The sequence below is a fragment of the Nonomuraea glycinis genome (genome assembly GCF_014646515.1).
In the GTDB taxonomy this organism is placed as follows: domain Bacteria; phylum Actinomycetota; class Actinomycetes; order Streptosporangiales; family Streptosporangiaceae; genus Nonomuraea; species Nonomuraea glycinis.
Genome location: NZ_BMNK01000002.1, coordinates 262,057 through 275,647 on the forward strand (window position 1 = coordinate 262,057; position 13,591 = coordinate 275,647).

At 70.9% G+C, this 13,591-nt stretch carries 7 protein-coding genes and 1 tRNA gene; all 8 read left to right on the forward strand.

Translation table 11 applies throughout. From position 1 onward, the window contains the following. The first annotated feature begins 54 nt into the window (after nucleotides 1–54). The 8 genes from gyrA to IEY87_RS06475 all read left to right on the forward strand — a co-directional run bounded on the left by gyrA (nucleotide 55) and on the right by IEY87_RS06475 (nucleotide 13,563). Complete coding sequence (gyrA, locus tag IEY87_RS06440) at nucleotides 55–2,556, forward strand: DNA gyrase subunit A (protein ID WP_189137559.1); 2,502 nt, start codon at nucleotides 55–57, stop codon at nucleotides 2,554–2,556. A gap of 3 nt (nucleotides 2,557–2,559) precedes the next feature. Next, nucleotides 2,560–3,264 carry a DUF3566 domain-containing protein gene (locus IEY87_RS06445; RefSeq protein WP_225277140.1) on the forward strand — a complete coding sequence of 235 codons (705 nt, stop codon included), beginning with the start codon at nucleotides 2,560–2,562 and terminating at the stop codon, nucleotides 3,262–3,264. Nucleotides 3,265–3,398: 134 nt separating this feature from the next. Beyond that, nucleotides 3,399–3,472 (forward strand) — tRNA-Ile (locus IEY87_RS06450). A gap of 769 nt (nucleotides 3,473–4,241) precedes the next feature. Continuing rightward, nucleotides 4,242–6,419 carry a hypothetical protein gene (locus IEY87_RS06455; RefSeq protein ID WP_189137560.1) on the forward strand — a complete coding sequence of 726 codons (2,178 nt, stop codon included), beginning with the start codon at nucleotides 4,242–4,244 and terminating at the stop codon, nucleotides 6,417–6,419. 28 nt (nucleotides 6,420–6,447) lie between these two features. Then, complete coding sequence (locus tag IEY87_RS06460) at nucleotides 6,448–8,454, forward strand: TOMM precursor leader peptide-binding protein (RefSeq protein ID WP_189137561.1); 2,007 nt, start codon at nucleotides 6,448–6,450, stop codon at nucleotides 8,452–8,454. Nucleotides 8,455–8,480: 26 nt separating this feature from the next. After that, the gene (locus tag IEY87_RS06465; RefSeq protein ID WP_189137562.1) at nucleotides 8,481–10,274 is read left to right on the forward strand and encodes a SagB/ThcOx family dehydrogenase; all 1,794 of its coding nucleotides are present in this window, start codon (nucleotides 8,481–8,483) and stop codon (nucleotides 10,272–10,274) included. 201 nt (nucleotides 10,275–10,475) lie between these two features. Beyond that, the gene (locus IEY87_RS06470) at nucleotides 10,476–10,649 is read left to right on the forward strand and encodes a hypothetical protein (protein ID WP_189137563.1); all 174 of its coding nucleotides are present in this window, start codon (nucleotides 10,476–10,478) and stop codon (nucleotides 10,647–10,649) included. 91 nt (nucleotides 10,650–10,740) lie between these two features. Continuing rightward, a complete protein-coding gene (locus IEY87_RS06475; RefSeq protein ID WP_189137564.1) occupies nucleotides 10,741–13,563 on the forward strand; it encodes a lantibiotic dehydratase in 2,823 nt (940 codons plus the stop codon). The last annotated feature ends 28 nt before the right edge of the window (nucleotides 13,564–13,591 follow it).

A 13,591-nucleotide genomic window follows, 5' to 3' on the forward strand; every position in this document is an offset into this window, starting at 1 on the left:
CCCGCGGGGACCGCTCGACACGGCTCCTCGTACCACGAAGAAGGACCACAACCAGTGACGGAAGTGAACACCACTCCCCCGGCTGATCGCATCGAGCCTGTGGACATCCAGTCCGAGATGCAGCGCAGCTACATGGACTACGCGATGTCGGTCATCGTGTCCAGAGCGCTGCCCGACGTCCGCGACGGACTCAAGCCGGTGCATCGCCGGGTGCTCTACGCGATGTACGACGGCGGCTACCGTCCCGACCGCGGCTACTTCAAGTGCGCCCGCGTCGTCGGTGACGTGATGGGCTCCTACCACCCGCACGGCGACACCTCCATCTACGACGCGCTCGTCCGGCTGGCGCAGCACTGGTCGCTGCGTTATCCGCTGGTCGACGGGCAGGGCAACTTCGGCTCGCCGGGCAACGACCCGGCGGCGGCGATGCGTTACACCGAGTGCAAGCTCGCGCCCATCGCCATGGAGATGCTGCGCGACATCGACAAGGACACCGTCAACTTCCGGCCCAACTACGACGGCAAGTCGCAGGAGCCGGACGTGCTGCCGGCCCGCTTCCCGCAGCTGCTCGTCAACGGGTCCGGCGGCATCGCGGTCGGCATGGCCACCAACATCCCGCCGCACAACCTGCGCGAGGTGGCCGGCGCGGTCAAGTGGTGCCTGGAGAATCCGGAGGCCGACGACGAGGAGCTGCTCGAAGCCTCGATGCGGCTGGTCAGAGGGCCGGACTTCCCCACCAAGGCGCTGATCGTCGGACGCCGGGGGATCGAGGACGCCTACCGCACCGGCCGTGGCTCGATCACCATGCGCGCCGTGGTCGAGGTCGAGGAGGACGGCAAGGGCCGGCAGGCGCTGGTCGTCACCGAGCTGCCGTACCAGGTCAACCCGGACAACCTCGCCCTCAAGATCGCCGAGCTGGTCCGCGAGGGCAAGCTCTCGGGGATCGCCGACGTACGCGACGAGAGCTCCTCCCGGGTCGGCCAGCGGCTGGTGATCGTGCTCAAGCGCGACGCGGTCGCCAAGGTCGTGCTCAACAACCTCTACAAGCACACCCAGCTGCAGGACACCTTCGGCGCCAACATGCTGGCGCTGGTCGACGGTGTGCCGCGTACGCTCCCGCTCGACCAGTTCATCCGGCACTACGTGGCCCACCAGATCGAGGTCATCGTCCGCCGGACGCGCTACCTGCTGCGCAAGGCCGAGGAGCGCGCGCACATCCTGCGTGCGCTGCTCAAGGCGCTCGACCGGCTCGACGACGTCATCGCGCTGATCCGGGGCTCGGAGTCGGCCTCACACGCCCAGCAGGGCCTGATGTCGATGCTGACCATCGACGAGATCCAGGCGCAGGCCATCCTCGACATGCAGCTGCGCAAGCTCGCCGCCCTGGAGCGCCAGGCGATCCAGGACGAGTACGAGCACCTGATGACGCAGATCGCCGAGTACAACGCGATCCTCGCCAGCGAGGCCCGCCAGCGCGAGATCGTCAACGAGGAGCTCGGCGAGATCGTCGCCAAGTTCGGCGACGAGCGGCGCACGGAGATCATCGCGCACGACGGCGACATGTCGATCGAGGACCTCATCGCTGAAGAAGAGGTCGTCGTCACCATCACCCGGGGCGGCTACGCCAAGCGCACCAAGACCGACCTCTACCGGGCGCAGAAGCGTGGCGGCAAGGGGGTGCGAGGGGCGCAGCTGCGTCAGGACGACATCGTCGACCACTTCTTCGTCACCACGACCCACCACTGGCTGCTGTTCTTCACCAACAAGGGCCGCGTCTACCGGGTCAAGGCGTACGAGCTGCCGGACGCCGGGCGTGACGCGCGCGGCATGCACCTGGCCAACCTGCTCGCCATGCAGCCGGACGAGACGGTCATGGAAGTCCTCGCCATGCGCGACTACGAGGTCGCCCCTTACCTCGTGCTGGCCACCCGCAGCGGCCTGGTCAAGAAGACCCGCCTGTCGGAGTACGACTCCCCCAGGACCGGCGGCCTCATCGCGATCAACCTGCGCGACGACGACGAGGTCATCGGCGCCCGGCTGGTCTCCGAAGAGGACGACCTGCTGCTCGTGTCCAGGAACGCACAGTCCATCCGCTTCACCGCCACCGACGACGCGCTACGCCCCATGGGCCGGGCGACCAGCGGCGTCATCGGCATGAGATTCCTCGATGGCGACGAACTTCTCGCCATGAATCGTCTGGCCGACGGCCATGATGTGCTTATCGCCACCGAAGCCGGGTACGCAAAACGGACCCCCGTGGAGCAATATCCGGTGCAAGGACGTGGCGGCAAGGGCGTGCTGACTGCAAAGATCGTAAGTGCCCGTGGCAAGCTGATCGGAGCCGTCATGGTCAACCCGGAGGATGAGGTCTTCGCGATCACATCCGCAGGCGGGGTGATCCGGACGAGTGCGGGTGAGATCAAGCAGTCCGGCCGCCAGACCATGGGAGTGCGATTGATGAACCTCGCCGAAGGCGACAGCGTGGTGGCCCTCGCCCGAAACGCCGAGTCCTTGGAGGCTGCGGTGGAGAGTGAGGAAGACGGGGGTGGAGAGTAGGTCATGAGCACCCAAGGTGGTGGCCCCCGGACCAAACCGGTCCGGGAGAACGGCCAGCAACAGGAGCCGAAGAGGCCCTCAGGCAACGAGGGCCCCAAGCCAGTCGATGAGGGAGGAGCCGCGGCGCCCAAGCCGGCGGTGCAGCCTGACGGGCCTCCGCCCGTACGGCCGCAGCCGCTCGGGCAGTCACCTGGGCAGCCGCCCGGGCAGCCGGAGCAGGAGGGGGGCGAGACCGTACGCATGCGGGCCTCGTCGCTCACCACCGAGGCTCCGCCGCCCCCCATCGAGCTGCGTAAGAAGAAGTCGTCGAACTCCGGGGGGTCCCGCCTCCCGCGCAAGGCCCACCTGGTCCTGCGCCGCGTCGAGCCGTGGTCGGCCATGAAGTTCAGCTTCGTGGTGTCGCTGGTCTGCTTCGTGGTGCTGTTCGTAGCGGTCGCCGTCCTGTACGGCGTGCTGTCGGCCCTGGGCGTGTTCGATTCCCTTGTGGACCTGGTCAACCAGCTCGGCAAGGGTGAGCAGGGGCAGAGCTCGATCCCCATCGACATCGCGTCGTGGTTCGAGCCGGTCCGCATCCTCGGCTACACCGCCCTCATCGGCGCGGTGAACGTCGTGCTGATCACCGCCCTGGCGACGCTCGGGGCGGTCATCTACAACGTCGCCTCCGACCTCGTGGGCGGCGTCGAAGTGACCTTCAGCGAGGCGGAGTAGTTCGCGGGTCGCGCCGCACCCAGGGTTGTCGGCCCGGGTGCGGCGCGAATGGCTCACCGGAGGCGGTAAGCTTTTCCCGTCCGAACAACTGGTTCGCCTCCGCGCTGCGGATGCGATACCGTTTCGGTGTGTGCGGGGCTATAGCTCAGACGGTTAGAGCGCTTCCCTGATAAGGAAGAGGTCCCAGGTTCAAGTCCTGGTAGCCCCACTTAGTCTGACCAGCAGGAATAGCCACTTTCCGATCTTCGGAGGGTGGCTCTTTTGCTTCCCGAGGCCGTCTTGTCCGTGCGCGGTGCGCTGTGGACGTGCTGGGGCAGGGGGCGAGGTGTCCGATGGCACCCTCGTCCCGGTCCGTGAGCGGTCGCGTCTCCGCCTTCGCGGGCGGAGTCGGGCCGGGTGGGCCCTACTTTGTCCACATCTTCGGCGGCCATTTGACAACTCCGTGTTGAATATCGCGAGGGCGCTGGTATAAGGTGCCTTATATAAGGCAGCTAAAAAGGGTCTTTGTCCTCGAAAACCATGCCCACCAAGCGTCCGGTGGGAGCGCAGGCAACCATCATTTCCCTGTGTCCCTCCGCCACGGAACTTCGCCTCTCCAGCGGCGCGCCTGACCGGCAGTGCGGGTGGGGGAGCCGTACAGGAACGTGGTACGTCCACCTGGGCCGCGCGATCGCGGAGCTCAGGGATCTCGGTGGCGGCGGCCATGCGTCCGGCACCGGAACTGCAAGAAATGATTCTTATCAGAGCGACTCGCTCTGATCGCACCTGGATTCCTCACCGGTCACGGCTCGATCCCGAGTCGATGGTGAGTGGTTTCTTCGGTCCTTCATCGTCTTCCCGGTAGAGCCGGGACTTCTTTTCGGACGAACGGTCTCCCCGAAGCCGGCTGTCCGCCTCGACAGGGCATTTCTCTCAAGCGCCGTGCCTGGTGCGTGCTCTGCGGCATGCACCGGCACTGGCGTGCGAAAGGACAGGTCATGCGCCCACGCCTCATGGATGATGTTCGCTACGTCGAATGCCAGGAGGGTGTGTACATACAAAGCGGGCTGGACTCCTGCATTCTCGAGGGCCGGCATGTTTACCAGTGGATCAATGGGCTCGCTCCGCGGCTGTCCGGCGACCGGTCGCTGGAGGAGATCACCCAGGGTCTGCCCGACGCACACCGGAAGATGGTGGAAGACCTAGTCCGGACGCTGGCCGAGCGGCGCTTCGTCGTCGACGCGCGCGACGACAGGGCACACGGCCTCTCCGAGCAGGAACTGACGGAGTACGCATCCGAGATCTCGTTCATCCGCTACGGGTACGACTCGGCGGAATGGCGCTTCCAGCAGGTGCGGAACGCGCGGATCCTGCTCTACGGCCAAGGGCTGGTCCTCGCCGCGGTCGTGGAGGACGGGCTGCGGTCGGGCTGGCGGCGGTTGAGCGTCCTCACCGGCGCGGGCGGCGCCTCTCTGCGAGAGGTGGCCGAACGGGCCCGGCGGGACGAGGGGCAGCAGGTCCTCGTCGAGACGGCCGGGCTGGACCCGGCCGGCGACCCGCTGGTGCGCGACCGCATCACCGACGCCGATTTTGTGATTCACGTCGCGTCCGGCGATGACACCGACGCGCTGGTCACGACCGCCCGGATGTGCGCCGACGCCGGGGTCGCGCTGGCGCAGGTGCTGGTACGCGATGTGGACGTGTGGGCGACACCGGTCTACGGGCGGGAGCACGTGCTCGCGGAGTCGGGGTGGCGCTGGCTGTCGGCGGCCGGTGCGACCGAACGCCGAGAGAGCGGTGCAGCCGGACGGTGGGAGGCCGGTGCAGCCGGACGATGGGAGGCCGGTGCAGCCGGACAGTGGGAGGCCGGTGCGGCCGGACGGTGGGAGAGCGGCGTCGGCGATGGGGCGCCGGCGGGCCGACAGGGCTTGACCGGCGTCTCGTGGCTGACCGGGCCGGTGCCTTCGCTGATCGCCACCAGAGTCGTCCTCGCCTGCTTCCGCCACCTGGCGGGGATGCGCCCCGAGCGTCCGGGCACGCGCTCCGGATCCCGGATCGACGGGACGATGACGCGCACGGACCTGGAGAGCCTCGACACGACCGTGCACCGGTTCCACCGTCACCCCGCCAACGGCACAGCGAATGCGACGGGCGCGGCGGGTGCGACGGGAGCGGCCGGTGCTGCGGGTGCGGCGGGTGCGGGGCGCGCGGCGGGTGCTGCGGGGACGGCGGCTCAGGACGTGATCGCTTCTCTGCGGGCTGCGGAACGGGTGCCGCAGGTGGATCTGCTTGCTCGTGCCCGTGCGTTCGAGGACCCCTACCTGGGACCACTGCGTTCGCTTGACGAGGAGGATCTGCCGCAGGTGCCGCTGGCCCTGTGCCAGGCCATGGTGACCGATCCGTACGGTAGTCGTCCACCTCCGGAGGTGGAGCCGGTCGTCGGATGGGGGCCCGATCGTGAGACCGCACGCGCTCGGGCGGTGCTGGCCGCGCTGGCCGCCTACGGGTCCCTGGTGGCCGAGCACGCATCCCGGCAGGCCGGCGACCGGGCCACCACCTGGGGGATGGACCTGCTGACCGGGGCCGTCCGCCGAGTGCCGTTCCCGGGCGGGGGCCCGGCAGTGGTGCGGCGGGCGTACGCGGCGCCTCCTGCCGCGGCCGGGCTGTGCTGGGACGAGGCGGTGGAGGCCGGTCTGCTGGCGCACTTCGAAGCGCTGCCGGCGGTCCTGTGGGACGGGGCAGACGCGCCGATCGTCGATCCCGTACGGGGGTCGGGAGACGACGACGGGGTGCTCGAGACGATACGTCTGCTTGAGCGTACCGGTGAGGTGGTCGAGTTCTGGGACCACAGCGCCGCGCTGGGGCTGCCCGCGTACACGGTGACCGCCGCAGGCGGGGTGGTGGCACGGTCGGTGGCCCTGGCTCCCGGGCCGGCCCTGCGGCACGCGGCGGAGCGTGCCCTGCTGCACTGGCAGACCCGGGTCGAAGGGCGGTCGGAGGCCGCCCCGCCGGCGCGGCGATGGGCCGCGGGCGGGTCGCCGCGGGAGGCGGCCTTCCTCGCCGCGAAACTGCTGCGCCTCACCGGTCGCACCCCTGTGGTCGTACCGCTCGTCCGCGACGACGCCGTGAGCTCGTTGCTTCCCTTCGTGGTCCAGGTGGTGCTGTGCGATGACTGAGGTACGGGAGGACCCATCCGGAGCGCGGGTGGAACCTCGGCCTTTCGACGTCGCCGTCATCGGCGCCGGGCGGGTCGCCCGGGCCGTCACGGCCCAGGGCGAGGGCCGGCTCGCCTACCTCGCCGCCGATTCGGTGCACGACCTGCCGGCGGGCGTCGCGGGGGAGCAGGACCTGCCGGCGGGTGTCGCCGTGGAGAGCGGGTGCGCGGCGCTCGTCGTCGTCTCGGAGGGCTTGGTGCGTGCCGGAGAGCAGGAAGTCCAGGAGTACGCGTCGGTTCGGGGGACGCCCTGGCTGCCCGTTCACCTCGACGCCGGGTGGATCACCGTCGGCCCGCTGGTGCGCCCGCCGCGACCAGGCTGCCCGCTGTGCGTACGGCGCAGGCAGAGCCGTAACCGGACCGACTCGGCGGCCCGGCGTCTGCTGCGCGACCAGCCGCGATCCGCGTCGCGGGAGACCGGTGCCGCGATGGTCCCGCCGATGCTGGTCACGGCCGTGGCTCGGTTGGTGCGGGACGAGGTGAGGACGGTGCTCGCCCGTGCGGACGTGGCCCGGACCGACGGCGCCATCCTGCGGCTGTCCTTACTGGACGCGTCGGTGCGCAGACATCGGTTCCTTTCCGACCCGCTCTGCCCACGCTGCTCCGACCTGCCGTCGGATACCAGGCTGGGGATGGCGCTCCCCCGCCGGCCGCTGATCAAGGCGGACCCCGGCGAGTTCCGGCTGCACGATCTGCACAGTGGGGTCGCGGACCGCTACGTGGACGCGGAGACCGGTCTGATCGCCTCCGTGGACGTCGGATCGCGCGGGGGGATACCCAGCGCAGTGGCCCGCCTGGCGCCGGCCAGGATCCACCACGACTCCCAGCACGGCTTCGGCCGGGCCGGGGACTATCGCTCCGCCAGGCTCACCGCGCTGGCGGAAGCGCTGGAACGCAGTTCGGGCGAGCGGCCGGGGGGCCGCAGGACGACCGTGCGCGGGTCGTACGAGGAGCTCGCCGACGACGCGATCGACCCCCGCACCCTCGGCACGCCCCCGCAGGAGCTGTACCGGCTGCCCGGCTACCCGTACGTGCCGTTCGCGCCCGAGCAGAAGACGAGCTGGGTCTGGGGATACTCGTTCGCGCGGTCCGCTCCTGTGCTGGTGCCGGAGTCCATCGCCTACTACGGCAGGCGTCCGGAGAACGAACCACGCTGGGTGTTCGAGACGTCCAACGGCTGCGCCGCCGGGTCCTGCCTGGAAGAGGCGATCCTGTACGGCCTGCTGGAGGTGGCCGAGCGGGACGCGTTCCTGATGACCTGGTACGCCCGCCTCGCCGTACCGCGGGTCGACCTGGATTCGGCGGCCGACCGGCGGATCCCGCTGATGGAGGAGATGCTCGCCCGGCGCTTCGGGTGCGAGATCATGATCTTCTCCACGATGCTGGAGCAGCGGGTGCCGACGTTCCTGACCCTCGCGGTGAACCGGACGGCGGAGGCCCGGTGGGCGATGGCGTTCGGGGCGGCGGCGCACCTCGACCCCGAGCGGGCCGTGCGGTCGGCGCTGCGGGAGGTCGCGCCGCTGCTGAGGGCGCTGAGCGCCGGGCGTGACCACGCCGCCGTCGAGCCGATGCTGGCCTATCCCCTGCTGGTTCGTGACATGGACGACCACCCGGCCCTCTACGCGCATCCGGCGACGCGCCCACGGGCGGACTTCCTGGACGGCGACGGGCCGCGGCTGCCGCTGAGCGCCGTCACCGCCCGAGCCGGGTGGCCGCGCCACGCGGACCTCACGGACGACCTGGACGAACTCGTCGGACGGTGGCTCGCCGCCGGCCTGGACGTCATCGCCGTCGACACCACCTCCACCGAGCAGGCCGCCGGCCGATTCGCCTCCGCCAAGGTCATCGTCCCCGGGGCGCTGCCGATGACCTTCGGCCACGCCTCCCGCAGGACCGAGGGTCTGCCGCGGCTGCTGACCGTGCCCCGGCTGCTCGGCTACCGGGACCGCGACCTGCGCCCCGAAGAGATCAACCCGCATCCTCACCCGTTTCCGTAGCGTCACCACCGACTGGAGGGGCCGAGATGATCATTCAGACCGCGCGGGCCGCCCCCGATCCACGGGAACCGGCGACGTTGCCCGTCGGTGAGGCGACCCGCCGCTTCCTCGCGGCGGTGGGCGGGCCGCCCGCCGCCCCCAGTACGGGGGCCGCGAAGGCGACGGGCGCGTTCAAGCGGTACGCGGACGCCGAGCACCTGAGCCTGCCCGATGGCCGGGGGGACGTGCCGCCCGGGTCGGGGCCGGCGTTCGTCGGTCACCTGCTGCGGCACCTTCTCGGGATCGGCCCTTGCGACTGGACCTATGACCTGAACCGGCCGGGGGTGTGGCCCGGCCCGGTGACCGTCGGGGTGCACCGGCCGGTTCCGTCCGGCGGCGCGCTGTATCCGATCGAGGCGTACGTCGCCGGCGGGCCTCCTGGGTTGCCGGCGGGGTTGCACCATTACGATCGCGCCCATCACGCGTTGCGACGCGTACGCGCGGGCGATCATCGTACGGCGCTGCTCGAAGCGCTGACCGTGCCACCGGCCACGCCGCCCGATCTGGTGATCGTTCTCACGGCGGTGTTCTGGCGAACGGGTATCAAATATGGGGATTTCGCGTACAAGCTTCAGTGTCAGGAGACGGGCGCGCTTCTGGCGCAGGCGCTGGCCCTGACCGAGGATCTCGATCTCTCCGTCCGGCCGTACCTGGACTTCGACGGCGCCTTGCTCGACACCCTGCTCGACCTGCCGAAAGAAGCCGAAGGCGCGCTCGCCGTACTGTGCCTGACGGGAGCGGGAGCGGGAGCGGGAGCGGGAGCGGGAGCGGGAGCGGGAGCGGGAGCCGGAGCGGGAGCCGGGGCGGGGGCGCTGGGCTCGGAGGCGGGTGGGGTGGGGCTGGGGGCGCGGGAGCTTATTGGCCGGCGGGCTGCTGAGGCGGTGGACCCGCCTCCTTCGGTGAGCGACTCGCTGCCGCATCTCGCCGCCCTGCACGCCGCCGCCACGATGCCGAGCGGCCGGGCGGGGACGGGCGGGAGCGCGGGACCGGGACGACCCGCCTGGCCTGCCGGAAAAGGGTCGCCGCGTGGCGACGAGCCCGCCGTGCGGCTGCCGGAACCGGTGCCCGTCCCGTTGCGCGCGGGCATCGGCCACCGCAGGTCGGCCCCGGCCGGATTCGCGCCGGCGCCCATCCCCGCGGCGGCGTTCGCGAGCATCCTGGCGGCCGCGGCGGGCGGCTACCCGGGGGAACTGGAGGGCACGCCCGAAGGGCCGGCCACCTGCGGGGTGTACGCGTTGGCGCTGCGGGTGGACGGCGTGCCGCCGGGCGGCTACCGGTACGACCGGGAGGGCTGCCTTGGCGGCGCCGCCGTACCGTGGCGGGGTCTCGACGAGATCGCCGCGGGGGTGCAGCCGCTCACCGCGCTCGCCCTCCGCGAGGCGGCGGCGGTGATCCTTTCGGTCGGCGACCCCTTCGACGGTGTCGCGAGGTTCGGCGACCTGTGGTGCCGCCTCCAGCTGACCGAGTCCGGGATCAGCGTCCACCGCGCCGCCCTCGCCGCCGCCGCGCTCGGGCTCGCGGCCCGGATCCACTCCGACGTCTGCCACGGGGCGACGGACACGGCGCTCGGACTGCGCGGACAGGGCGGCGAGCCCGAGCGCGGCGGCGAGCGGTTCGGACTGCGTGGACGGGGCCGCGAGCCCGAGCGCGGCGGCGAGCGGCTTGGACCGCGCGGGCAGGGCCGTCGAAGCCTCAGCGCCCTGCTCGTGGGCAGATCTCCGCGCCGCACCCCCGTCCGATGGGACCCGTGGCCGGTCGCTGACCGGTACCGGCCCGACTGACATCTTCCCGCGTCGACCGGCGCGGGAGCCATCGACCGAGAGGACAGCCAATGCCACGAGCTCCGCCGGCCGCCCCGGTGCCGTGTCCCATCAGGTGAGCATCGCGTTCGCCCGCATCGGCCCGCGGCACCCGGGCTTTCGCCGCCGAGGACGACCTCGGCACCACCCTTCTCGACAGGTCACAACGATCAGGAGGTCATCATGCAGGACGGTTCCCTGTTCGATTTGTCGACTTTGGCGGTCGACTCGATCAGCGTGATCGAAGGCACCGCCGAAGGCCACGGCATGACCGAGCTCAGCGCGAGCAACTGTTTCTGTGGCACCTGCGCCACGTGTAACAGCGCGCCGAGCTTCATTGAGGACGAGGTTCTCTAGTCCCTGACAACTGCCGATCACCAGGTGATGGCGGGTGGCGTCCGGGCCTCCAACGGCGTGGCCCGGATGCCGCGAACCACGGGAGTGAACGATGGGTGAGATCGGTCAGGGACGGGTCGTCCTGAGGCCCGGTTCGGGAGCGCCGGCGCCGCGGGGCGAGGGATACGCGGCGGGCGCGGTGTTCGGGGTGCGTGTCGCCGGCATCCCGGCGGAGCGCGTGGCCGCCCTCCGCTTCAGCCGTACGTGGTCGCTGGTGGACGAGGTGGTACGGCTGGACGGGCAGGTGGCGGCCGAGGGCGCGCGCCTCGCGGACATCCTGTACGAGCTGATCGGGGCGGGACGGCGGCCGGAGCTCAAGCCGGCTCTCGTCGCCCTTCGACGTGATCTTTTCGCCGGGCGCAGGCCTCGGGACCGCGTCTGGACCCCGGTGATCATCGAGTTCCTGCCCCGGCCGGTGGCCGGGCGGATGTCCCGCTGGCTTGAAGATCTCGATCGGCTGACGGGGGCGCGGGCGGAGATGTCCGGCCTGCTGGATCGGGAGCTGGCCGAGAAGACGGCCGTGCTGCGCGATGCCACCCGGCTCTTCGAGTTCCGGCAAGGCCTGGCGCAGAGCAGCTCGGACCTGTCACGGCGCCTGGAGGCATGGCTGGACGCGCCGGGCGATGCCGCGCCCGCCCGGCAGACGCTGCTCCGGCTCGCCAAGTACCTCGCGCGGGCCGCCATGAAGACCAGCCCGTACGTGACATTCACCGCCAGCGGCCTGGGCGGATGGAGCGCCGGGGACGGCTCCGCCGTGTTCGCTGACGACCTGCCGTCGCTGGGGGTCGCCGAAGCCGACCGGGTGCTCGTGCACGCCTTCTGGCAGTGGTCGGCGGGGCAGCCGGGGCTGCGGGACAGCGTCGTCCTGCGGGTCAACCCGACCGCCGTCGAGGAGGACGGCCGCGTCTGGTTCCTCGGTCACCGCCCCGCCGAACCCATCAACTCGGTCCCGGCGAGCGCGTTCTTGCGCGCGGTCCTCGATCTCATCCGGTCCGTCCCCGGCACCACGCGCGGGGCGGTGGCCGGGAAGCTGACCTCCCTCGACGACGTCGAGCGGGTCGGCCACCTGCTCGACGTGCTGATCGCCAGTGGGTTGGTGGAGCAGCGCCCGCCCTTCTCCGAGCAGGCCGGGGACGCCCTGCCCCGGCTGATCGGCTGGCTGGAGCGGGCGGCCTCCGGAACGGGGGGTGATGAACCGCGTGCGCTGGAGCCGCTCCGGGCGATCGCCGAGGCCGTGGACGCGTACGCGCGCCAACCGGATGGCGGGAAACGCCGCTGGCGGGAGGGTGTCGAGCGGATCGCCGAACGGATGGCGCCCGACGCGCGACCGCCCGGGCCGGAGCTTCCCTCCCGGCACCTCGTGCATGAGAGCTACGTGCTCGCGGGCACGGTCGTGAGCTGGCCGAGCGCGAGCCTGCGGCGGGTGCACGACGACATGAACCGCGTCCGCCGGCTCCTCGCGGTGTTCGATCTGAGCCTTCCGTTGAAAATCGCCCTCGCCGACTACTTCCTCTTGGCGTACGGGCCCGATGGCTCGGTGCCCTTTCTCACCTTCTACCGGCGCGTTCACGACATGGGGTCGCTGGCCGACAGCGTCACGGGGGTCGCGGTCCGGAGATTCCTGAGTCAGCGGCCGCGCCGCACCGGCCAGGCAGGCGACTTGGCCGGGTACGGCTCGCGGATGGCGCGGCTGGGTGAGCTTCGCCGTACGGCATGGGACTTCCTGCACGCGGCCCAGGAGAAGGCCGGTGAGGGGAATCCGGTGCCGCCCGAGTCGCTGGAGGAGTTGATGGCCTCCTGGCCGCGCTTCATCCGCCCGACCGCGTCGATATCGGTGTACGGGCAGTTGATGACGACGCCCGAAGGGCCGCGGCTGGTCGTCAACTACGTGGGGGCGGGGCCGCGCAGGGGCGTGGGGAGGATCCAGCATCTTCTGGCGACCGCGGGCGATCGGGTTCCTGATCTCGCAGACCGGAAACCGGTGTGCGAGGACGCGACGCTCGCCGACCGGAAACGGGTGTGCGAGGACACGACGCTCGCGGAGTTCCGCGTCGACCACGGCAACAATCTCGACATCCATCCGCGAGCGTTGCCGGTCATCGACTACCCCCGCGCGGGCGGGGACGACGCCGAGGAGACGATCTCGCCGACCGGCCTGCGTGTCGAGTACGACCCCGACCACGAGCTGCTGGTCTTGCGCGGACCCGACGGCAGGGCGATCCGTCCGGCCCACCTGGGGCTGACCTTCGAGGTGTTCCTCCCGCCCGCGCAGTCGTTCCTGATTCGCGCCTTCGGGCCCAACCCGACCGTGATGATGGCCGGCTGGGTGTTGCGAGGGGGGATGAAACCCCCGCCGTCCCGCGCCGTGGAGCACGCGCCGCGGCTCACGATCGGCGCCGTGGTGCTGGTGCGGGCGCGCTGGCGCATGCGCGCGGGGGAGTTCCCGGCCCCGGGCAAGGGCGAGGATCCGGGCGCTTACCTGCTCCGGCTGGCGCTGTGGCTCGACGGGCACGGGATACCGCGCGAGTTCTTCGCCCGGGTGCTGAAGGTGAACGACAGCGGCGGCGACGGTGTGCTCGGCAAGAGCAGAAAGCCTGTGTACGTCGATGTGACCAACTGGTTTCTCATCCAGGATTTCGTTCGCGTGCTCGACGATCCGGATCGTCTGATGGTGCTGGAGGAGGCGGTTCCGGCGATGCCGGACCTGCCCCGGTACGGCGAGCACGGGTCTCGCGTCACGGAGTACATCTTCGATCTGGCGGCCATGGAATCGACAGCGGAACCGACAGCGGAACCGACAGCGGAGCCGACAGCGGAGCCGACAGCGGACACGGAGGCGTCCGTGGCGGACGGCGGTGAACGGGACCGCGCCTGACCGCGGTCGCCGTTGATTCATCACGAAG